This window comes from Streptomyces sp. NPDC002092 (assembly GCF_053593775.1).
Genome location: NZ_JBSFDG010000003.1, coordinates 459330 through 480882, shown reverse-complemented (window position 1 = coordinate 480882; position 21553 = coordinate 459330). Strand labels below are relative to the sequence as shown.

21 protein-coding genes and 1 tRNA gene are annotated in these 21553 nt (G+C 70.2%); 10 read left to right on the top strand and 12 right to left on the bottom strand.

Annotation, left to right across the window (positions count from 1 at the left end):
• Positions 1–70: 70 nt before the first annotated feature.
• From ACWCRD_RS09670 to ACWCRD_RS09660, 3 genes are read right to left on the bottom strand one after another with little or no spacing between them, the layout of a single operon-like run.
• Positions 71–955 (bottom strand): SDR family oxidoreductase, encoded by an 885-nt coding sequence (locus ACWCRD_RS09670; RefSeq protein WP_450965352.1) that lies wholly within the window; start codon positions 953–955, stop codon positions 71–73.
• Positions 952–1878 carry an alpha/beta fold hydrolase gene (locus ACWCRD_RS09665; RefSeq protein ID WP_450965351.1) on the bottom strand — a complete coding sequence of 309 codons (927 nt, stop codon included), beginning with the start codon at positions 1876–1878 and terminating at the stop codon, positions 952–954. The genes ACWCRD_RS09670 and ACWCRD_RS09665 overlap by 4 nt, the downstream gene beginning before the upstream one ends.
• Positions 1875–3374 carry a flavin-containing monooxygenase gene (locus ACWCRD_RS09660; RefSeq protein ID WP_450965350.1) on the bottom strand — a complete coding sequence of 500 codons (1500 nt, stop codon included), beginning with the start codon at positions 3372–3374 and terminating at the stop codon, positions 1875–1877. Before ACWCRD_RS09660 ends, ACWCRD_RS09665 begins: the two co-directional genes overlap by 4 nt.
• A 128-nt stretch (positions 3375–3502) precedes the next feature.
• Here ACWCRD_RS09660 and ACWCRD_RS09655 point away from each other — a divergent pair, with 128 nt between their 5' ends.
• The 3 genes from ACWCRD_RS09655 to ACWCRD_RS09645 all read left to right on the top strand — a co-directional run bounded on the left by ACWCRD_RS09655 (position 3503) and on the right by ACWCRD_RS09645 (position 5668).
• On the top strand, positions 3503–4150 hold the full coding sequence (locus ACWCRD_RS09655; protein ID WP_450965349.1) for a MerR family transcriptional regulator: 648 nt from the start codon (positions 3503–3505) through the stop codon (positions 4148–4150).
• Positions 4151–4383: 233 nt separating this feature from the next.
• On the top strand, positions 4384–5175 hold the full coding sequence (locus ACWCRD_RS09650; protein ID WP_450965348.1) for a recombinase family protein: 792 nt from the start codon (positions 4384–4386) through the stop codon (positions 5173–5175).
• The gene (locus ACWCRD_RS09645; RefSeq protein WP_450965422.1) at positions 5108–5668 is read left to right on the top strand and encodes a recombinase zinc beta ribbon domain-containing protein; all 561 of its coding nucleotides are present in this window, start codon (positions 5108–5110) and stop codon (positions 5666–5668) included. The genes ACWCRD_RS09650 and ACWCRD_RS09645 overlap by 68 nt, the downstream gene beginning before the upstream one ends.
• Here the strand turns inward: ACWCRD_RS09645 and ACWCRD_RS09640 are convergent.
• The gene (locus tag ACWCRD_RS09640) at positions 5635–6459 is read right to left on the bottom strand and encodes an exodeoxyribonuclease III (RefSeq protein WP_450965347.1); all 825 of its coding nucleotides are present in this window, start codon (positions 6457–6459) and stop codon (positions 5635–5637) included. The two genes, ACWCRD_RS09645 and ACWCRD_RS09640, sit on opposite strands and share 34 nt — an antisense overlap.
• A gap of 47 nt (positions 6460–6506) precedes the next feature.
• Between ACWCRD_RS09640 and ACWCRD_RS09635 the strand changes: the two genes are divergently transcribed.
• Positions 6507–6983: a GNAT family N-acetyltransferase gene (locus ACWCRD_RS09635; RefSeq protein ID WP_450965346.1), complete on the top strand. Its 477-nt coding sequence runs from the start codon at positions 6507–6509 to the stop codon at positions 6981–6983.
• 117 nt (positions 6984–7100) lie between these two features.
• On the opposite strand, the gene ACWCRD_RS09630 is transcribed toward ACWCRD_RS09635, so the two are convergent.
• The 7 genes from ACWCRD_RS09630 to galU all read right to left on the bottom strand — a co-directional run bounded on the left by ACWCRD_RS09630 (position 7101) and on the right by galU (position 12559).
• A tRNA-Ala gene (locus tag ACWCRD_RS09630) sits at positions 7101–7174 on the bottom strand.
• An 89-nt stretch (positions 7175–7263) separates the two neighbouring features.
• Positions 7264–8454 (bottom strand): divisome protein SepX/GlpR, encoded by a 1191-nt coding sequence (gene sepX / locus ACWCRD_RS09625; RefSeq protein ID WP_450965345.1) that lies wholly within the window; start codon positions 8452–8454, stop codon positions 7264–7266.
• Between the two features lie 183 nt (positions 8455–8637).
• On the bottom strand, positions 8638–9240 hold the full coding sequence (locus ACWCRD_RS09620; RefSeq protein WP_390699169.1) for a GNAT family N-acetyltransferase: 603 nt from the start codon (positions 9238–9240) through the stop codon (positions 8638–8640).
• A 20-nt stretch (positions 9241–9260) separates the two neighbouring features.
• Positions 9261–9767, bottom strand: a complete 507-nt coding sequence (locus ACWCRD_RS09615) for a MogA/MoaB family molybdenum cofactor biosynthesis protein (RefSeq protein ID WP_450965344.1) — start codon at positions 9765–9767, stop codon at positions 9261–9263.
• On the bottom strand, positions 9764–10243 hold the full coding sequence (gene moaC / locus ACWCRD_RS09610; protein WP_450965343.1) for a cyclic pyranopterin monophosphate synthase MoaC: 480 nt from the start codon (positions 10241–10243) through the stop codon (positions 9764–9766). The genes ACWCRD_RS09615 and moaC overlap by 4 nt, the downstream gene beginning before the upstream one ends.
• A gap of 85 nt (positions 10244–10328) precedes the next feature.
• Positions 10329–11651, bottom strand: coding sequence for a molybdotransferase-like divisome protein Glp (gene glp / locus ACWCRD_RS09605; RefSeq protein ID WP_450965342.1), 1323 nt, complete (start codon positions 11649–11651; stop codon positions 10329–10331).
• 5 nt (positions 11652–11656) lie between these two features.
• Positions 11657–12559, bottom strand: coding sequence for a UTP--glucose-1-phosphate uridylyltransferase GalU (gene galU / locus ACWCRD_RS09600; RefSeq protein WP_450965341.1), 903 nt, complete (start codon positions 12557–12559; stop codon positions 11657–11659).
• A gap of 133 nt (positions 12560–12692) precedes the next feature.
• Here galU and ACWCRD_RS09595 point away from each other — a divergent pair, with 133 nt between their 5' ends.
• On the top strand, positions 12693–13268 hold the full coding sequence (locus ACWCRD_RS09595; RefSeq protein WP_450965340.1) for a 5-formyltetrahydrofolate cyclo-ligase: 576 nt from the start codon (positions 12693–12695) through the stop codon (positions 13266–13268).
• Between the two features lie 62 nt (positions 13269–13330).
• Here ACWCRD_RS09595 and ACWCRD_RS09590 read toward each other — a convergent pair whose 3' ends face one another.
• Complete coding sequence (locus tag ACWCRD_RS09590) at positions 13331–16120, bottom strand: penicillin acylase family protein (RefSeq protein ID WP_450965339.1); 2790 nt, start codon at positions 16118–16120, stop codon at positions 13331–13333.
• A 240-nt stretch (positions 16121–16360) separates the two neighbouring features.
• Between ACWCRD_RS09590 and ACWCRD_RS09585 the strand changes: the two genes are divergently transcribed.
• From ACWCRD_RS09585 to ACWCRD_RS09565, 5 genes are all read left to right on the top strand, one after another.
• A complete protein-coding gene (locus ACWCRD_RS09585; RefSeq protein WP_450965421.1) occupies positions 16361–17902 on the top strand; it encodes a potassium/proton antiporter in 1542 nt (513 codons plus the stop codon).
• 276 nt (positions 17903–18178) lie between these two features.
• Positions 18179–19441 carry an MFS transporter gene (locus ACWCRD_RS09580; RefSeq protein ID WP_450965338.1) on the top strand — a complete coding sequence of 421 codons (1263 nt, stop codon included), beginning with the start codon at positions 18179–18181 and terminating at the stop codon, positions 19439–19441.
• A 67-nt stretch (positions 19442–19508) separates the two neighbouring features.
• Positions 19509–19820, top strand: coding sequence for an FmdB family zinc ribbon protein (locus ACWCRD_RS09575; RefSeq protein ID WP_450965337.1), 312 nt, complete (start codon positions 19509–19511; stop codon positions 19818–19820).
• 105 nt (positions 19821–19925) lie between these two features.
• The gene (locus ACWCRD_RS09570; protein WP_450965336.1) at positions 19926–20759 is read left to right on the top strand and encodes an S-methyl-5'-thioadenosine phosphorylase; all 834 of its coding nucleotides are present in this window, start codon (positions 19926–19928) and stop codon (positions 20757–20759) included.
• 204 nt (positions 20760–20963) lie between these two features.
• Entirely contained in the window at positions 20964–21509 is a 546-nt protein-coding gene (locus tag ACWCRD_RS09565) for a hypothetical protein (protein WP_450965335.1), read from the top strand.
• Positions 21510–21553: the final 44 nt, after the last annotated feature.

Here is a 21553-nt window from a genome sequence, read left to right as displayed (position 1 = left end):
GTGGGTGGGGGGAAGGCCCTTGACCGGGCCTCGACCAGATTCACACGGCCCACCACGGTGCGCATTTCGATCAACTACGGTGCGTAGCGCGGGCTTCCTCGTCGGCCGCCCCACCTGCACCGACGAGCCCTGAGCGCATGCCCTCCAAGCGTGACCCGAACCGCCGCATCTCCCGCTGCCCCACCGTCCCGATGAGACCCGGCAGATACCCCCGCACGCCCTGCATCCCGCGCAGCCACCACTGCCCGTACACATGGCTCGACCGGCGCTCGATCCCGGCGACGATCCGGTCGACGGCCGGCCCCAGGGGGTACGTCTTGTTGGACGGCCACGGCAGCCGCTGCCGCAGCTCCCGCATCACCTCGTCCTGGTCGGCGCCCCGCACCATGTCGGTGTCGGTCCACGACAGATACCCGACCCCGACCCGTACGCCCCTGTAGCCGACCTCGGCCCGCAGACTGTGCGCATACGCCTCCACACCGGACTTGGAGGCGCAGTACGCGGTCATCATCGGCGCCGGAGTGATCGCCGCGAGGGAGGCGATCTGCAGCAGATAGCCGCGGCTCTCCATCAGAACCGGCAGGAAGGCGCGGGCAGTCACCGCGGACCCGATGAGGTTCACCTCGATCACCCGCCGCCAGGCCTCGGGATCCGAGTCCACGAAGGGGCCGCCGGTCGCGACACCGGCGTTGGCCACGACGATGTCGACCTTCCCGAACCGCTCCTTGACCTCCTGCGCGACCCGTGCCATCGCCTGATGGTCCGTCACATCGGCGTACCAGTGGTCGCTGTCGCTGTGCAGCCGCTCGGAGACCTGCTTGAGGGCGTCCGGCTCAAGACCGACCAGCGCCACCTTGGCACCCCGGGCCGACAACTTCCGCGCGAGCAGCTCGCCGACACCGCGCGCGGCGCCCGTGACGACGGCGACCTGCCCTTCGAGGCTGACCTTGCTCATGCGCCCTCCTTGACCGAGTCGATCGTTGCGTACGTCGTCACAAGTTCCCGGATACGGCCGCTGACCAGCTCCGGCGCCTCCACCGGGGTCATATGGCCGAGCCCCGGCAGCTCGGTGCTGCCCACGCAGTTCGGCAGCGCGGCCACCAGCGCCCGCGCCTGCACGGGCGGGGTGAGCCGGTCCGCCGTCCCGACGACGACGGCCGTCGGCACCCTCAACTCCCGTACGCCATGGTCGAGATCGAGCAGGGCGAGCACCTGCGACCAGGCGTGACGCACCTTGCGCGGACACGCGTGCACGATCCGCGCGCACGCCTCCACCATGTGCGGCGCCGAAGCCGGCCCCATCGTCCCGTACTTGAGGATCCGCCGCGCGAGAGGCGTGACCGGCCCGAGCGGCGCCCGCGCACCCAGGATGTGCCTGGTGAGCCAGGTCCGCAGCCGCCCGGGCCCGAGGGGCACGACGGTCGACTCGGCCACCAGCCGCGAGGAGCCGGTACTGCACAGCAGTACGGCCGCGGCATGCTCCCGGAAGCTCCTTCTCGTGGCCGCCGCCATCACCGTCATACCGCCCATGGAGTGCCCGGCGATCACGGCTTTCTCGCCCGGCGCGAGAGTCGCCTCCAGTACGGCTTCGAGGTCGTCGGCGAGGGCGTCCGGACTGCACGCCGGGCTCGCCGGGCTGCGGCCGTGGCCGCGCTGGTCGTAGGCGATGACGCGGTGGTCGGCGGCGAGGTCACGTATCTGCGCGGCCCAGAAGGCGGTGGAGCAGGTCCAGCCGTGGGCGAGGACGACGGCGGGCGCGTTCTCGGGCCCGTGCACCTCGACGTGCAGCCGGGCGCCGTCGGCGGAGACGGCGACGAGTTCGCGGACGGGGGTGGGCGGGGCGTACGGCCCGGACGTGACGTGCATCAGCCGGCTCACGCGTCCACCTCCGCCTTCTGCTCGGCGGGCGCCCTCAGCAGTTCGTACTCGGCGAGATCCACCTGCCGCGTGGCCCGCCGGAACTCCGTCGTCGTACCGGGCCAGATGGTGGTGTTGCGGCCGCTCGGGTCGAGGTACCAGCTGGTGCAGCCGCCGGTGTTCCACACCGTCCGCTTCATGCGCTCCTGCACGCGCGTGTTCCAGGCCTCGACGGCGCTCGGCCTGGCGTCGAGGGCGGCGCGGCCACCGAGAACGTCCAACTGCCGCAGGAAGTCGGCCATGTAGTTGAGCTGGGACTCGATCATCAGGATCATCGAGGAGTTACCGAGGCCGGTGTTGGGCCCGATGATGGTCATCCAGTTGGGGAACCCGGCGGCCGAGGCGCCCCGAAGCGACTCCATCCCGCCCTTCCAGGCCTCGGCGAGGGTCCTGCCCTCCGCGCCGACCACCCGCTCGGCGATCGGCATGTCGGTGACATGGAACCCCGTACCGAAGATGATCGCGTCGACCTCGGCCTCGCTCCCGTCGGCGGCGACGACGGTCGACCCGCGGATCTCAGTCAGCCCACTGGCCACGACGTCCACATTGGGCCGGGCGAGCGCCGGATAGTAGGTGCTGCTCAGCAGGATCCGCTTGCAGCCGATGCGGTAGTCGGGGGTGAGCTTGGCGCGCAGGGCCGGGTCCTTGATGGCCCGCGCCATGTTCCGCTTGGCCAACTGCTCTATGAAACCGAGCTCGTCGGGGTGCTTGGTGAACGCCTGGACCTGCAGCTCCCGGATCCCCCACAGCAGTCCGCGGCGGGCCTGCGCGGTGAAGGGCAGCGCGCGGTGCAGGGCCCGCTCGGCGCCGCTGATGGCGCGGTCGACGCGCGGCATGACCCAGGGCGGGGTGCGCTGGAAGAGGGTGAGCCGGCCGACCTCGGGCTGGATGGCGGGCACGATCTGGATGGCGGAGGCGCCCGTGCCCACCATGGCGACGCGCTTGCCGCGCAGGTCGTAGTCGTGGTCCCAGCGGGCGGAGTGGAAGACCTTGCCGGGGAAGGAGTCGAGCCCCGGGACATCGGGCACCTTCGGGTCGGACAGCGGCCCGGTCGCGGAGACGACCACATCCGCGGACAGGGACCCGCTGCTGGTCTCGATCTCCCACCGCAGCTTCTCGCCGTCCCAGGTCATCATCTTCACTTCGGAGTCGAAGCGGATGTGGGGCCGCAGATGGAAGACGTCCGTGACGTGCTCCAGGTAGGCACGGATGTGCTCCTGCCCGGAGAAGGTGCGCGGCCAGTCGGGATGGGGCGCGAAGGAGAAGGAGTAGAGATGGGAGGGCACGTCGCAGGCGCACCCCGGGTAGCTGTTGTCGCGCCAGGTGCCACCCACGCTGCCGGCCCGTTCGAGGACGACGAAGTCGGTGACGCCCTCGCGCCGCAGTCGCACGGCGGCCCCGAGCCCGCCGAACCCGGACCCGATCACCGCCACCCGCACATGCTCCCGCTCAGCCATGCCGACGCCCTCCCTCACGCGACTCCGCCAGTGAACACTGGCGCAATGGGAGCGTAGAACAGCTCCGTACCGATGGGTAGGGGCGGGAGGGCAGGAATGTTACTGGCGGTACAACATAGGCTGCGCTCGTGACCGAGAAGCGCGAGTACCGCATGGAGGAACTGGCCCGCCTGGCCGGCATCACCGTACGCACCCTGCGCTTCTACCGAGAACGCAAACTGATACCGCCGCCCCGCCGCGAGGGCCGTATCGCCTGGTACGACGACCACCACCTGGCCCGGCTGCACACGATCGCGGCGCTGCTGGAACGCGGCCACACCCTCACCGGTATCGCGGAACTGGCGGAGGCCCTCGACCACGGCCGGGACGTCGCCGACCTCCTGGGCATCGAGCCGACCGAGGAGGAACCGGTCCGCCTCACCCCCGAGGAACTCGCCGCCCGCTTCGAGGGCCAGGTCACCCCCGAGAACCTCGCCGCCGCCCTCGACCTCGGCTACCTCGGCACCGACGGCGACGAGATCGTCCACATCAGCCGCCGCCTCCTGGACGTCTCCTCCGCCCTGGTGAGCGAGGGCATCCCGCTCGCGGAAGTCCTGGCAGCGGGCAAACAGGTCCGGGAACACGTGGACGACCTGGCGGAGATGTTCGCCGAACTGGTCCTGCGCCACGCCGGCGAGGACGACCTGCAACGCCTGCGCCCCCTGGCCCGGAGCGTGGTGGAGGCGGAACTGTCGCTGGCGCTGGACCGGCGGTTGCGGAAGCAGGAGCAGCCCTGAGCGGCAGAGATGCCGCACTTCTTCAGCATTCACTCCATCGAGGCACTTTCCCGCCAAACGTAAACGGATTTGGTTTCGCGCTCCGACAGTGAGATCGAAAAGGCCCCGGCGACTGTGCGACCAGTCCCGGGGTATGGCCGACACCTACGTGGAGCGTCGACATGCCCAAGCGTAGTCCTCAGCCGTCACGACCGGATTCGACTCCGCCCGAACATCCGCGAGCTCTCGGAGCCGTGCGTCTCAGCTACCTGACCGGAGTGACCACCTCGCCCGGCAGACAGCGTGCCTGCATCCAACTGTGCACCGAGCGGCTGGGTTTTGCCCTGATCGCCGAAGCCACAGACCTCGGGGTGTCCGCACGCAAGGTGTCCCCCTTCGAGAGGCCTTCGCTGTCGTCTTGGCTGCAGCGCCCAGACAAATACGATGCCATCGTGTGGTCACATGTGGACCGCGCCGTGCGCTCCGAGGCACACATGGCCGAGCTGGCCGCTTGGGGGCAACAGCACGCCAGAACGCTCGTCTTCGCAATGCCAGAAACAGATCACCCACTCGTGGTGACGCCCCAGGCCGACGACTCCACTCTTCGGCGGTGCATGGAGTTGGCCCACGACGCGGAGCAGGAAGCCCGGACCATCTCGAACCGGCTCACGAGCTGTCACGAGGCGCTGCGCGCAGCCGGTCGCTACGGAGGCGGACTGGTCCCGTTCGGCTACCAGAAGGCGCCACACCCCGCTGGCGTCGGCCGGTGCCTCGCTCCGGACCCCGAGACCTTCACAATCGTCCGTGCGATTGTGGACGACGTGCACTCGGGACTGTCCCTGGTCGCCATCGCCCACAAACTCGAAACCGTCGGCGTTCTGGTGCCACGCGACCGCCACGCCCAACTTCAGGGACGTCCCACAGGCGGGCGGCGCCACGGACGGGTGTTTCGAGCGATTCCGCTGGACCGCAGGCAGCCTGTCCAAGATTCTGCGCACACCAGCACTGATGGGGCACCGAGTACACAGAGGAAAGACCGTTCGTGACGCCGAGGGCTCCCCAGTGCTGATCGGTCCTCCGCTGCTCACCGAAGAGGAGTTCCAGGCCCTCCAGGACGTCCTCAACGCTCGCTCGAACGGGATCCACCCCAAGCGCCGGGAAACGTCCTTGTTGATCGGAGTCGCCCACTGCGCCGGGTGTGGTGGGCGCATGTACTTCGCCACCCGAAAGGCCTATACCTACGGCGACTACGTCTGCCGCGCATCTGCCCGTGGCACGACCTGTCCTGCGCCCGCCGCCATCCGAGCCAGCTGGCTCGACGAGTACACCATCAGCCGCTACCGCGAGGCATTCACAACCGACGGCGAGGTTACGCGGGAGCAACTCCTCAGGGACGGCGTTCGCGTCACGGTCGCCAAGGGGCGGTCAGGAGGCGGACCAGAGTGGCTGACCGGACCGGATACCTCTCGCTTGACCTTCGCACTTGGCGAACGAGTCGACCTGCCTCACATCTCGAAGACCACCGTCACAGGAGCATGATCCGACCACCGCTCCTCATGGCTGGCCGCCCGCTCCACAACCGCCTTGACGGCGCGGGCGGCCACCCCCGGGGTCGCGACGGCGAGGTCGATGCGCCACCCCGAGTCGTGGTCAAAGGCCCGCCCCCGATACGACCACCACGAGTACGGCCCCTCCGCATCCGGATGCAGCGTCCGCACGACATCGACGTAACCACCGTCCTCGGCGTCGAAGACCCGCCCGAGCCACTCCCGCTCCTCGGGCAGGAACCCGGAGTTCTTCTGGTTCGCGCGCCAGTTCTTGAGGTCGGCCGGCCGGTGGGCGATGTTCCAGTCGCCGCAGACGACGACTTCGCGTCCGCCGGCGGCGGCGCGCTCCCGCAGGGCCTTCAGATAGTCGAGGAACTCGCCCATGAAGCGCATCTTCTCGTCCTGGCGCTCGGTGCCGACCTCGCCGGAGGGGAGGTAGAGGGAGGCGACCGTGACGCCCGGCAGATCGACCTCGACATAGCGGCCGCTGGTCTCGAACTCGGCGGCGCCGAAGCCGACCTGGATGCGGTCGGGCTCGCGGCGGGTGTAGAGGGAGACCCCTGCGCGGCCCTTGGCGGCGGCCGGCGCATGCACGACATGCCAGCCGTCGGGCGTGCGCACATGCTCGGGCAGCTGCTGCGGCTCGGCACGCACCTCCTGGAGGCAGAGCACATCGGCGGAGGTGCCGGCGAGCCATTCCACGAAGCCCTTCTTCGCGGCGGCGCGCAGTCCATTGACATTGACGGAGGTCACAGTGAGCACCCGGGAACGATACCGGCACACTGGATCGAGACCGGACCCCTTCTGTGCATAGGTGTACGATTCTCCACATGATTATACGTCGTGTCTCCTTCGACCACCCGGACGCCGTCAAGCTGAACGACGAGGTCCAGGCGGAGTACCACGTGCGCTACGGCGACGGCGGGGACGCCACATCACTGGACCCGGCGGACTTCGAGCCGCCGAACGGCGTGTACTTCATCGCTTACGACGAGAACGACGCCCCCGTGGCCACGGGCGGCTGGCGCGCCCAGGACACCAACGACGAGGGCAACCTCGACGGCGACGCCGAGGTCAAGCGGATGTACGTGGTGGAGGCGGCGCGCGGCCGCGGGCTCGCCCGGCGCATCCTGGCCGCCCTGGAGGAGGACGCCCGCGCGGCCGGCCGCCTGCGGATGGTCCTGGAGACGGGCACGAAGCAACCGGAGGCCATCGCCCTGTACACATCCAGCGGGTACGAGCCGTGCCAGAAGTTCGGCTACTACCGGCACTACGAGAGCAGTCGGTGCTTCGCGAAGGAGCTGTGACAGGCCTGCCTGACAGGACGTCAGGCACAGCGTCAGGCGCAACAAAGATCCCGCCCGATCTTCCGATCGGGCGGGATCTCATCAACTGCCTCAGGTTTCCCTGACCAGTTGTTGCGGTGGACCTGAGGGGATTTGAACCCCTGGCCCCCTCGATGCGAACGAGGTGCGCTACCGGACTGCGCCACAGGCCCTTGCAACGAGTGAAACTCTAGCACCCCGATCCGTGTGCTTGGAAATCCGTTCCTGGCCTGCCCCCGGGGGAGCGGCACAGGTCGGGGGGCTACTCGTTGGCGGCGCGGGGCCGCTCGCCGTCCTCGTACTGGTCGAACAGCGGTGTACGCCCCCGCTCCCGGGCCCGCCGCGCGGAGGCCGCCCGGCGGGCGTCACTGCGCCCGTCGTCGTCCGCCTTGTCCTCCTCGGGTGCGGGTTCCGCGGTCTCGGCGGCCGGCGTCTCCTGGCCCCGGGCCACGGAGCCCGAGCGCGCCGAGCTCCAGGTGTCCGGCGCCCCGAGGTCGATGTCCGCGGTGGCCCGCGGAGCGACCGGCGCGGTCACATACGTCGGCAGCGGCACCGGCACCGGGTCCCAGCTGTCCCCGTGCCCGGGGCGCCGCTGCCGCTCGCGCTGCTGGTCCACCCACTCGGCGTGGTCGGTCTGCTCGACGAGGGCACGCCGGTCGGCGGCGAGCGCGGACAGTCCGGGGTCGGTGTCCTGCGCCGGCCCCTCGTCCGACTCGTCGGCGTCCGCCTCGGTGGCGGCCGCGCGGCGGCGCGGCTGGCGGGCACGCTCGCGCAGCCGCTCGGCGGCGTCCTCGGCACGGCGCCGGTCCATCTGGTAGGCGAACCGGCGGCGCTCCTGGGAGCGCAGGTATGCGATGTACGCGCTGAGCAGCACGGCGGGCACGCCGGGCGCCCAGAGGAACGCGAGCCCTCCGACCGCGGCGACGATCGCGCCGAGCGTGAACGCGATGAAGAGCATCACGGTGGTGCGTCGGCGCCGCGCGAGCGCCTTCATGCGCCGGGCGCGCGCCAGGGCGGCTTCCTCCGAGGGGGAGCGCCGGGCCGCGGGAACCCGTTTCCGCGCGGAGGCGGGGACGGGGGCCGGTGCGGGTGCCGGGGCTTCCGCCTGTTCTCGCGCCGGTTGCGCGCGCGCCTGCGCCTGTGCCTGTACCGGTACGTCCGCACGCGCCTGGGGACGGGTCGGAGGCACGGCGAAGGCCCGTACGTCCACCGAATCGGTGACGACGTCCGGACGACCGGCGCTGGACTCCCCCTCTTCGGTGGAGCGCGCCTGCAGGTCCTTGGCGTACCGGCGCTCCATTCCCGCCCGTCCGGACAGCAGCCGGATGGCGGTGCTGAAGCGTTCCGTCGGACGGGCCTCGTTCAGCTCGTCCTGCCTACGGAGCCACATCGGCACCAAGTAGGCGGCCCAGGCCCCGACAATGACTGCGTAGATGAGGCCGCTGCTGCTCACGCCTCACACGGTAGAGGGGTTTGCGTGAGGCCATCTGCCAATTGAGCCGGTGTGTCGCACGATCTGGCTGATATTTCGAACTTTTTTTGTGACCGATGCGATCAGCACCCCACCGAGGGCGTGAATTTAGCGCCTTGAGGCGGTCACCGCTCGATCAATTTCGAACACGTATTCAATTCCGGGTTATGCGGGATTCCCCCGAGTACGTGCCCGCTGCCAGCGGCTCAGCAGCCCGTCGGGGACCTCTTCCGCGGTGAGCGCGAAGACGAGGTGGTCGCGCCAGGCTCCGTCGATGTGGAGATAACGCGGTCTGAGGCCCTCCTCGCGGAATCCGAGTTTCTCCACGACCCTGCGGCTCGGCCCGTTCTCCGGGCGAATGCAGACCTCGATGCGGTGCAGTCCGACGGTGCGGAAACAGTGGTCCACGACAAGCGCCACGGCGGTCGGCATCACTCCGCGTCCGGCCACCGACTCGTCCACCCAGTAGCCGATGTGACCCGAGCACATCGAGCCCCAGGTGATTCCGGCGACCGTCAACTGCCCGACCAGACGCCCCTGGTACTCGATGACGAACGGCAGCATCCGGCCGGAGTTCGCTTCGGACCGCAGATGCCGGACCATCTGGCGGTAGGTCGGCCGGTGCGCGATCGGCCCGCTCGGAGTGGGCGGCGGAATGGTCGCCTCCCAGGGGCGCAGCCAGTCCCGGTTGCGTCGGTTGACCTCGCGCCAGGCCCGCTGGTCGCGCAGCTTTATGGGCCTCAGGACGATGTCGCCGTCCGTCAGCACGACGGGCCAGGATGGGGTGTTCAGCTCGCACCCCCACTGGTGGAGCCGGGTCTGGGGTGGTCGCCGCCGCGGATCTGGTCGACGGCATGGACCAGGACGGGTTCCAGGACGGCCAGGCCGTCCTTCACCCCGCCGGTGGAGCCCGGCAGATTGACGATCAGTGTGCTTCCCGCCACTCCGGCCAGGCCCCGGGAGAGCGCGGCGGTGGGCACCTTGTCCCGTCCGAACGCCCTGATGGCCTCGGCGATGCCCGGCACCTCGTGGTCGATCACGGCGCGCGTCGCCTCGGGGGTGCGGTCGGTGGGCGAAAGGCCGGTGCCGCCGGTGGTCACGACCACGTCGTACCCGGCGTCGACGGCGGCGCGCAGGGCGGCCTGGACCGGGTCCCCGTCGGGCACGACCTGCGGTCCGTCGACGGCGAAGCCGAAGCCCTTCAGACCGTCGGCGATCAGCGGGCCGCCCCTGTCCTCGTAGACACCGGCGGCCGCCCTGTTCGAGGCGGTGACGACCAGAGCGCGATACGTCATGTCCGGCTCCAGTCGCCCGACTTGCCGCCCGTCTTCTCCTCCACCCGTACGTCCGTGATGACCGCTCCCTTGTCGACCGCCTTGACCATGTCGATCACGGTGAGTGCGGCGACGGAGACGGCGGTGAGGGCCTCCATCTCGACGCCCGTGCGGTCCGTGGTCTTGACGGTGGCCAGGATCTCGACGGCGTCGTCCGCGACCGACAGGTCCAGTTTCACACCGGACACCGACAACGGGTGGCAGAGCGGGAGGAGGTCCGGGGTGCGCTTGGCGCCCATGATGCCCGCGATGCGCGCGGTGGCGAGGGCGTCGCCCTTGGGCACCCCCTCGCCGCGCAGCAGCTCGACCACGCGGGGCGAGACGAGGACGCGTCCGCTGGCGCGGGCGGTGCGCGCGGTCACGTCCTTGCCGGACACGTCGACCATGCGGGCGGCGCCCGCGTCGTCGATGTGGGTCAGTCGATCGTCCGTACTCATTGGCTGTGTGGCGCTCCCGTCCGGGCCCCTCGCGGTGCGGCGCGTGGGTCTGTGTGCGCGACACGGTATCGCGGGCCGGGAGCAGTCAGCCGAGCAGGACGACCTCCACTTCGGAGCCGGGCTCCACGGACTCCACGTCCTCGGGGACGACGATCAGTGCGTCGGCGTGCGCGAGGGCCGCGACCAGGTGGGATCCGGCGCCGCCGACCGGGGTCACGGAGCCGTCGGCGTACGTCCCGCGCAGGAACTGTCTGCGGCCCTTCGGCGAGGTCAGCGCCTTGCGGGCGGCGAGGGTGGCGCGGGTGCGAGGCCGGTGCACGTCCTCGAGTCCCATGAGGGTGCGGATGGCGGGGCGGACGAAGAGCTCGAAGGAGACGTACGAGGACACCGGGTTGCCGGGCAGCGCCAGCAGCGGGGTGTGGTCGGGGCCGATGGAGCCGAAGCCCTGGGGCTTGCCCGGCTGCATGGCGAGCTTGCGGAACTCGATGCCGCTGCCCGGCTCGTCCTCGTCGCCGACGTACGACAGGGCCTCCTTGACCACGTCGTACGCCCCGACGCTCACGCCGCCCGTGGTGACCAGGAGGTCGGCGCGCACCAGCTGGTCCTCGATGGCGGAGCGGAGGGTCTCCGCGTCGTCGGCCACGGCGCCCACCCGGTAGGCGATGGCGCCGGCGTCGCGGGCGGCGGCGGTGAGGGCGAAGCTGTTGGAGTCGTAGATCTGGCCGCTGCCCAGTTTCTCGCCGGGCTGGACGAGTTCGCTGCCGGTGGACATGACGACCACGCGCGGACGGGGACGCACCCGTACCGTGCCGCGGCCGATCGCGGCGAGCAGGGCGATCTGCGGAGGGCCGAGGACCGTGCCGGCCTCGAGGGCGCGGTCGCCGGACTTCACGTCGCTGCCCTTCGCGCGGACGTGCGCGCGTGCCTCGGCCGGGCGGTACACATGCACATGGCCCTCGGCGCCCTCGGGGGACAGAGACCGGGCGCGCATACCGGTCGCCGGGCCCTCGCCGAGGCCGCCGTCGGTCCACTCGACGGGGACGACGGTCTCCGCGCCGGGCGGCAGCGGAGCGCCGGTCATGATGCGGGCGGCCTGGCCGGGGCCCACATGGAGCAGGTCGGCCTGGCCCGCCGCGACGTCCCCGACGACGGTCAGGACGGCGGGGAACTCGGCGCTCGCGCCCGCGACATCCGAGACCCGCACCGCGTACCCGTCCATGGAGCTGTTGTCGAACGGCGGCAGGGAGACGGGCACCGTGACGTCCTCGACCAGGACGCAGCCCTGGGCGTCGAGGAGTTGCAGCTCGATGGGTTCCAGGGGGCGGACGGTCGTGAGGATGTCCTCCAGGTGTTCGTCCACCGACCAGAGGTGGTCCTGGCCGGTGGTGCGGGGCGCGGCGCTGCTCAACGTTGCTACATCTCCTCGGCTACGTAACTGCGAAGCCAGGTCCGGAAGTCCGGGCCCAGGTCTTCACGTTCGCATGCGAGTCTGACAATGGCACGCAGGTAGTCGCCGCGGTCGCCGGTGTCATAGCGGCGGCCCTTGAAGACGACGCCGTGCACCGGGCCGCCGACCTTCTCGTCGGCCGCGAGCTGCTGGAGGGCGTCGGTCAGCTGGATCTCGCCGCCGCGGCCGGGCTCGGTCTTGCGCAGTATGTCGAAGATGTGCGGGTCGAGGACGTAGCGGCCGATGATCGCGTAGTTGGACGGGGCGTCGGCGGCGGCCGGCTTCTCGACCAGGTCGTGGACCTTGACCACGTCCCCGTCCTGGGTGGGGTCGACGGCCGCGCAGCCGTAGAGGTGGATCTGCTCGGGCGCGACCTCCATGAGCGCGATGACGCTGCCGCCGCGCTGCTCCTGGACCTCGACCATGCGCGCGAGGAGCGGGTCGCGCGGGTCGATCAGGTCGTCGCCGAGGAGGACGGCGAAGGGCTCGCGGCCGACGTGCGGGGCGGCGCACAGCACCGCGTGGCCGAGGCCCCTGGGGTCGCCCTGCCGCACGTAGTGCATGGTCGCGAGGTCGCTGGACGCCTGGACCTTGGCGAGCCGGCCCGCGTCGCCCTTCTTCTGGAGGGCGGACTCGAGCTCGTAGTTGCGGTCGAAGTGGTCCTCGAGGGGGCGCTTGTTGCGGCCCGTGATCATGAGGACGTCGTCGAGGCCCGCCGACACGGCCTCTTCGACCACGTACTGGATCGCCGGCTTGTCGACGACCGGCAGCATCTCCTTGGGAGTGGCCTTGGTGGCCGGCAGGAACCGGGTGCCGAGGCCCGCTGCAGGGATGACAGCCTTGCTGATCCTGGGGTGCGACTGGGTCATGGCGGCAACCTTATCCGGTGCCTTTGCAAGGAATCTGAGGCTCCGGTTAATTGGCTCTCATATGAGCACATATGGAAGGGTACGGGTGCGACCTGTGAGTCACATCGGACGTGCGACCGAGGCTGACAAGCGAATGTTGCGGCGAGAGCTCCTCGCGGTGAGAAACAGATTGACGGCCGATGACGTGCGGGAATCCGCGGACGCGCTGGCCGGTCGCGCCCTGGAGCTGCCGGAGCTGGCGCATGCGCGCACGGTGGCGGCGTACGTCTCCGTGGGAAGCGAGCCGGGCACGCTCGCGCTGCTGGACGCGCTGCGCGAGCGGGGCGTGCGCGTCCTGCTTCCCGCCCTTCTCCCGGACAACGATCTCGACTGGGGCGCCTACGCCGGGGAGGGCTCCCTCGCGCGCATCCAACACGGCGGGAAAATGGCCCTCTTCGAGCCCGCCGGCGAACGCCTCGGACCGGACGCCGTGACCGGGGCCGACGTCGTGCTGCTGCCCGGCCTCGCCGTCGACGCCCGCGGGATGCGGCTGGGGCGCGGCGGAGGGTCGTACGACCGCGTCCTGGCGCGTCTGGAGCGCGCGGACGCGCATCCCGCGCTGGTGGTGCTGCTGTACGACTCGGAGGTCGTCGGGCGTGTTCCCGAGGAGGCGCACGACCGGCCGGTGCATGCGGTGGTGACGCCGTCGGGGGTACGGCGGTTCACATGAGAAGTGCCCTCCACGCGCGCGTGGAGGGCACTTTCCGCGACCGGTGATCTAGGGCCGGTCACTCATGGCTTCAGGACCAGGGTGTCGCTCGTGTTCTTGTCGACGGCCTTGTCCGAGAAGTTCCAGTCGAGCAGTTCGCCCTTGGCCCACTTGCTCGTCTGGTCGGTGTAGTGGGCGCTGTAGGCGTGCCCCGAGGCGCCGGTGAGGTTGATCCACTTCGACTTGTCGAGGTCGTCGAGGTTGACCACCATGCGCATCGACGGCACCCACACGACGCCGTAGCCGCCCGCCGCGTTCCAGCCGGTGGCGTTGACCGTCGCCTCGCCGCCGCTGAGCTTCCAGGGGCCGCGGTTGAGGATGTACTTCACGAAGGCGGGGCCGTCGGTGCCGAGGGTCTGGTTCTTCAGGAACAGACGGTGCAGCCGGCCCCAGCTCCAGGTGTCGATGTCCTTGCCGAGCTTGGCCGTCAGCTCCCAACGGGCGTCGATCATGGCGCGCTTGAACAGATCGTCGCGGTTGTCGCTCGCCCCGGGCCGGGTGAGCGACTTGGGCGTCGACCACCAGTCGCTCTTCTGGTCGTCCACCAGGTTGCGGACGACCTCGAACCAGCGGTCGCCGCCGTCCGGCTGCGCCTGGTCGGCGGCGCGCTCACCGCACTCGCGCACCTTGTTCGTCTCGTCCGCGGGCCCGGTGCTGTTGACCGGATCGACCCACAGGCACTGGCCCTCGACCCGCAGCTCCTTGGGCAGCTTGTTGCCGAAGGCGAGCTTGAGGATGTTGCGCCAGACCGAGTTGAAGTAGGCGGCCGCCGCCGAGTCGGCGTCCTGGGTGTAGTCCCAGCCCTCCAGCAGGTCCTGTGCCTCGCGGACGGCCTTCGCCCCGCGGACGTCCTTGTCCGTGATGTCGATCTTCAGCAGCTTGGGCACGAGCAGCCTGGCGATCTCGCTGCTGTTGTCCAGCTGCATCTGGCGCATGTCGTCGGTGGAGATCTTGCCGCCGCCTCTGATCTTCGACTCGATCAGGTCGGTGATGCGCTGGCTGCGGGTGCCGTAGCCCCAGTCCGTGGTGAGCGTGTAGGGGTACTTGTCCTTGTCGATCACTGCCTGGTTGGCGGTGACGATGTAGCCGCGCTTGGGGTTGAACTCGTACGGCAGCGCGTCCTTGGGGATGTACCCGGTCCACTTGTAGGCGGAGTCCCAGCCCGGCGCCGGGATCGAGCCGTCGTCCTTCTTCGCGCGCGTGGGGATCTTCCCGGGCAGCGTGTAGCCGATGTTGTTCTTGTCGGCGTAGACGAGGTTCTGCGAGGGCACGTCGAACAGGGCGGCCGCGGAGCGGAAGTCGCTCCAGTTCGACGCCTTGTCCATGGCGAAGACGGCGTCCATGGAGGTGCCCGGGTCGAGCGCGGTCCAGCGCAGCGCGATGCCGTAGCCGTCGCCGCGGTCGGGTGCGGCGGTGTTCACGGTGGCCTTCTTGCCGACCGTCACGAGCTCGTCGTCGCGGTCGGAGAGCAGGGGCATCCCGTCGGCGGTCTGGCGCACGACGATCGTCTTGGACGTGCCGCCGGCGACCTTGATGGTCTCCTCGCGGGTCTTGAACGGCCGCACCGTTCCGTCGTAGAGGTAGCCGTCGCCGGAGACCTTCTCCAGGTACAGGTCGGTGACGTCGACACCGGAGTTGGTCATGCCCCAGGCGATGTCCTGGTTGTGGCCGATGACCACGCCGGGCATGCCCGCGAAGGTGTAACCGGTCACGTCGTACTGGCACTTGCTGGAGACGGTGCGGCAGTGCAGGCCCATCTGGTACCAGACGGACGGCAGCGAGGCCGACAGATGCGGGTCGTTGGCCAGCAGCGGCTTGCCGGTGATGGTGTGATCCCCGGCGACGACCCAGGAGTTGGAGCCGATGCCCTGGCCGTTCACGCCGACGGCCGTGGGCACGTTGTCCAGGACCTTGTAGAGACCCGACAGCTGGCTCGTCAGTGCCGAACCGGTCGCCGACGAGGAGGACGTGCCGGTCGCGCCGCTCCCCGACGCACCCGACCTGCCGCTCGTGGACGAGCTGCCGTTCTGCTCGAACGTCTTGGTGAGCGCGTTGTACTGGCCCTCCTGGACGATCGCCTTGTTGCGGCTGTACGGGTAGTCCGGGTACAGGTCGGCGATCTGCTTGGGGCCCAGGCGGCTGGTCATCAGGGCGCGGTCGATCTCGTCCTGCATGTTGCCGCGCAGGTCCCAGGCCATCGCCTTCAGCCAGGAGATCGAGTCGACCGGGGTCCACTGCGCCGGCTTGTAGTCGTTGACGAAGCCCAGGGCCGCGTACTCCAGGGAGATGTCCTTGCCGTCCTTGCCCTGCAAGTAGGCATTGACTCCCTTGGCGTAGGCCTGGAGGTACTTCTTGGTGGAGGCCGACAACTTGGTGTCGTACTCCTTCTTCGCCACCCGGTCCCAGCCCAGGGTGCGCAGGAATTCGTCGTCCTTGACCTGGTCCTTGCCGAACATCTCCGACAGCCGGCCGGAGGTCATGTGGCGGCGCACATCCATCTCGTAGAACCGGTCCTGCGCCTGGACGAAGCCCTGCGCCATGAACAGGTCCTCGTCGGAGGAGGCGTAGATCTGCGGAATGCCGTTGCCGTCGCGCTTCACGTCGACGGGTCCTGACAGGCCGTCGAGCGTGATCGAGCCCTTGGTCTGCGGGAACGACGCGCGGACGGTGCTGATGGACCAGTACGCCCCGTAGGCGATGCCTCCGATGATGGCCAGGACCAGGACCAGCACGACCAATCGGGCTTTGCGCCCCTTCTTCCTGCCGGACTTGCCGGGCTTGTCACCCGTTGTGGCGGTGATGTTGGGGGGCATCGCTGTCCTTGCTGTCCTAACGCGAGCGGCAGGCGGGGCTGTGACTTTGAATGAGCGCTGGAGCAACCATAGGCGCAGGGCCCCGCGCCCCTTGACGCGGAGTCGGGAACGAGACCGGGCGGGCGTTCGATCTTGCCTCGGCGAGCGTCAAGAAATCGTCAAGAGTTAGGTAAGGTAACGAAGTACTTGGGTGCGGAGTTTCTCTGCTTCGTGTCCTATGTACGTGAGCTCCCGCGCGGGATGCGTGTGAGCCAGGGAAGGGAACGGCCGCTGACTGTCCAGCACCTCAACCAGCTTCTGCTCGTCTGCTCGCTCGTCCTGCTCGTCGCCGTGGCAGCGGTCCGGATCTCCTCGCGCAGCGGGCTCCCCAGCCTGCTCGTGTACCTGGGGATCGGGGTCCTCATGGGCCAGGACGGGATCGGCAACATCCACTTCAGCAATGCCGAGCTGACCCAGGTCATCGGTTACGCGGCCCTGGTCGTGATCCTGGCCGAGGGCGGTCTGGGCACGAAGTGGAAGGAGATCAAGCCGGCCCTGCCGGCCGCCTCCGCGCTGGCACTGGGCGGGGTCGCGGTGAGCGTCGGGGTCACGGCGTCGGCCGCGCACTTCCTGATCGGACTGGAGTGGCGGCAGGCACTGATCGTCGGGGCCGTGGTCTCCTCCACGGACGCGGCGGCGGTCTTCTCGGTGCTGCGCAAGATCCCCCTGCCCGCGCGCGTGACGGGCACGCTGGAGGCCGAGTCCGGCTTCAACGACGCCCCGGTGGTCATCCTGGTGGTCGCCTTCTCCACGGCCGGCCCGGTCGAGCACTGGTATGTGCTGCTGGGCGAGATAGCTCTGGAGCTCGCCATCGGCGCGGCCATCGGCCTCGCGGTGGGCTGGCTCGGCTCCTGGGGCCTTCGGCATGTGGCGCTGCCCGCCTCGGGCCTCTACCCGATCGCCGTGATGGCGATCGCCGTCACCGCGTACGCGGGCGGCGCACTGGCGCACGGCAGCGGCTTCCTGGGCGTCTACCTCGCCTCGATGGTGATGGGCAACGCGAAACTGCCCCACTGGCCCGCCACCCGCGGTTTCGCCGACGGACTCGGCTGGATCGCCCAGATCGGCATGTTCGTCCTGCTCGGCCTGCTGGTCACCCCGCACGAACTCGGCGACGACGTGGTGCCCGCACTCGTCATCGGCCTCGTGCTGACCATGGTGGCGCGCCCGCTGAGCGTGGTGCTGTGCCTGACGCCGTTCCGGGTGCCGTGGCAGGAGCAGACCCTGATGTCCTGGGCCGGGCTGCGCGGCGCGGTCCCCATCATCCTGGCGACGATCCCGATGGTGCAGGGCGTCGACGCCAGCCGCCGCATCTTCAACATCGTCTTCGTGCTGGTCGTCGTCTACACCCTGGTCCAGGGGCCGACGCTGCCCTGGCTCGCCCGCAAGCTGCAGCTGGGCGAGGACGCCGAGGCCGCCGACCTCGGCATCGAGTCGGCGCCGCTGGAACGACTGCGCGGGCATCTGCTGTCCGTCGCGATCCCCGAGGGCTCGAAGATGCACGGCGTCGAGGTGGCCGAACTGCGCCTGCCGGCCGGGGCTGCCGTCACCCTGGTCGTCCGCGAAGGAAAATCGTTTGTCCCCCTGCCCACCACGGTGCTGCGGCGCGGCGACGAACTCCTCGTGGTCACCACGGACCCGGTGCGGGACGCGGCCGAGCGGCGACTGCGCTCGGTCGGCCACGGCGGCAAGCTGGCCGGATGGCTCGGGACGAACGGCGCGGGAGCGGGGACCGGGCGTTAACGGTGTGTTTCATACGGTTCACACCCTGAGCAATCGCAGGTGAACGCCCGCATGGTGCTCGTATTCACAGGCACATCAGCCACTGATCCCTGTACGATGAAGGCGCACCCAGATCGAACCAACTCTGCCTGACGCAGTGCTGGCGCGACCGTATGGCGGCCGGGACGTCCCTGAGCAGTGGACCGCCGGTATCTACCGCAGTTCCGCGCAAGAGGACAGCTCTCGGCGCCGCCCGTACAAAGGGGCGCGCTACCAGGCGGCAGAAAGGCACGGGCCGTGGCATCCACGGTCACCTCCCGCCCGGGCTACGGACAGCTGCTGCGCACCCGCGGCGCCTGGACGTTCCTGCTCCCCGGCTTCGCGGCACGCCAGCCGTTCGCGATGCTCACCATCTCCATCGTGCTGCTGGTGCAGCACACCACCGGCTCCTACGGTGCGGCGGGCGCCGCGGCAGCCGTCACCGGCGTCTCCATGGCCCTGTTCGCGCCCTACAGCGGCCGTCTCGCCGACCGCTACGGCCAGCGCACCGTGCTGATCCCCGGCGTACTGCTGCACTCGCTGTCGGGACTGACCCTCACCGCGCTCGCGCTGGCCCACGCACCCCTGTGGGCCCTGTTCGCTGCGGCCGTGCCTACCGGCGCCTCAGTGCCGCAGGTCGGCCCCATGGTGCGCGCCCGCTGGGGCGTGAAGCTCCAGGGCTCGCCCCTGATGACCACCGCGGCCGCCTTCGAGTCCGTCACGGACGAGCTGACCTTCGTCTTCGGACCGCTGCTGGCCACCGCCCTGTGCACCGCCGTCACCCCGGCCGCCGGCCTGGTGACCGAGGCCTCGCTGACGCTCGTCGGCGGTCTGCTGTTCGCGGCGCAGAAGAGCACACAGCCGGCGGTCACCGCGACGGGGCACGCGCGCGTGGAGCACGCTTCCGCACTTCGCGTCCCCGGTGTGCGCGTTCTGATCGTCGCCTTCCTCGGCATCGGCTCCGTCTTCGGCGGCATGCAGGTCTCGCTGGCCGCGTTCACCGAGTCGATCGGCGAGCCCGGCCTGAACGGCGTCCTCTACGGGGTCTTCGCGGCGGGCAACATGCTCTCCGGCATCGTCTGCGGCGCCGTCGCCTGGAAGGTGGCCCCGCAGCGGCGACTCGTCCTCGGGTACGGCGCCCTCGCCCTGGCGGCCTCCGGCCTGTGGGCCGCCCACTCGGTGCTCGTCCTGGCCGGCCTCGGCCTGCTCGTCGGCATGTGCATCGCGCCCGCGTTGATCACCGGCTACACGCTGGTCGAGGGTCTGGTCCCGGCCGGCGCCCGCACCGAGGCCTTCACCTGGCTGACCGGCGCGGTGGCACTCGGCCAGGCGGCGGCCGTCACGGTCGCCGGACAGCTGGAGGACCGCTTCTGGGGCGGGGCCGGATTCCTGGTGCCGATGGCCGGTACCGTACTGGCGCTGACGACCCTCTTGGCCCTTCGGTCACGGCTCGTGGCGCGGCCCCGCAGTCTGACCGTCGCACGTGGCGTCGGTCACCGAGTGCCGGTGACGGTGGACTGATCCTCAGGAATACGTCACTATAGACGCTCGTTAGCACTCATTGAGTGAGAGTGCCAGGAGGAAGACAGTGCCCACCTACCAGTACCAGTGCACCGAGTGCGGCGAGGGCCTCGAGGCGGTGCAGAAGTTCACCGACGACGCTCTGACCGAGTGCCCCAACTGCGGTGGCCGCCTGAAGAAGGTGTTCTCCGCGGTCGGCATTGTCTTCAAGGGCTCGGGCTTCTACCGGAACGACAGCCGCGGCTCCTCTTCGAGCAGCTCGCCGGGGTCGTCCTCGAAGTCGTCGACGTCCACCTCGTCGTCGGCGCCGTCCTCGTCGTCCTCGGACTCGAAGCCGTCGAGCACCGGCACCACCTCCAGCAGCAGCTCCGCCGCCTAGGACTTGCTCGCGGGACCCTGGACCCTGTCGTCGTACCACGGCAGGGTTCTCGCCGTCTCCTGATCCCCCTCACCGGGCGCCGCCGGGGCCGGATACTGTGCGGCCATGGCGAACGCAGAGATCGGTGTAATCGGCGGCTCGGGCTTCTACTCGTTCCTCGACGACGTGACCGAGGTCCAGGTGGACACCCCTTACGGGCCGCCCAGCGACTCCCTGTTCCTCGGTGAGCTCGCCGGCCGGCGGGTCGCCTTCCTGCCCCGACACGGCCGCGGCCACCATCTGCCTCCGCACCGGATCAACTACCGGGCCAACCTGTGGGCGCTGCGGTCGCTCGGCGTGCGCCAGGTGCTCGGTCCGTGCGCCGTGGGCGGGCTGCGCCCCGAGTACGGGCCGGGGACGCTGCTGGTGCCGGACCAGTTGGTCGACCGTACGAAGTCCCGGGTGGGGACGTACTTCGACGGGCTGCCGCTGCCCGGCGGCAACATCCCGAACGTGGTGCATGTGTCCCTGGCCGATCCCTACTGCCCCGTCGGACGTGCGGCCGCCCTGAAGGCGGCGCGCGGCCGGGACTGGGAGCCGGTGGACGGCGGCACCCTGGTCGTGGTCGAGGGGCCGCGCTTCTCGACCCGCGCAGAATCGTTGTGGCATCGGGCGCAGGGCTGGTCGGTGGTCGGCATGACCGGCCATCCCGAGGCGGCGCTCGCCCGTGAACTGGAGCTGTGCTACTCGACGATGACGCTGGTCACCGACCTCGACGCGGGCGCCGAGACCGGCGAGGGCGTCTCGCACGACGAGGTGCTGCGGGTGTTCGCGGCGAATGTGGACCGGCTGCGGGGCGTGCTGTTCGACGCGGTGGCCGCCCTGCCGGCGAACGCGGACCGGGACTGCCTGTGCACGACCGCGCTGGGCGGAATGGATCCGGGTTTCGAGCTGCCGTGACGAGGTGCCGGGGCGGAGCCTCGGGGCGAGCCTTGCGGGCGGGCGAGCGTGCCTCGCGGATACTGCGGGCCAGGCTCCGGAACTCCCCGTTCCGGTGAGGGAGTTGTCCACAACCCGTGGGTAGTCCACCGGTGTCGGCAGAGATCGCCGCGAGGCCTCATCGTGGGCCTGCAAGCCGACTCCTCGACGCAGGTGGTGATCCGCATGTCCCTCCCTCCCCCGCCCTTCTTCCCCTCCCCTTCCAGCCCGCGCCCGCCCGGCGCCGAAGCCCCCGCCACCTGCGAGGTCCCGCACTTCGCTCCCGTGCGGGTGCGCGGCGGGCGGTATCAGCTACAACGGCTCGTACGGCACCGGAGGCGTGCCGTGGCCGCAGGCCTCGCGGTGACCGCGGCCGCGCTGGTGGCCGCGGGACCACGGGTCACCGGTCCCGCGCGTGGGCATCCGGTGGCGGATCCGGTACGGAAGCACCGCGCCGTCGAGATGGTGGCCGCGCCGGTGCGGATCGCCGACGGGGCCACGGTCCGGCTGCTCAGGCCCGGCGACCGGGTGGACGTCGTCGCCGCCCAGGAGACGGCGACGGGCGGCGATGCCCGCGTGGTCGCGCGCGGGGCGCGGGTGACGAAGGTGCCGGAGCCTTTGGACAGCGGGGCCGACAGCGGGGCGCTGGTGGTGCTCTCGGTCCCTCGTTCCACCGCGGCGCACCTCGCCGGCGCGAGCGCGACGGCCCGGCTGGCGGTGACGGTGTGCTGATCCAGGCACCCGGACGGGCAGGGCGGTCCCGCGGTGCCGTAGGT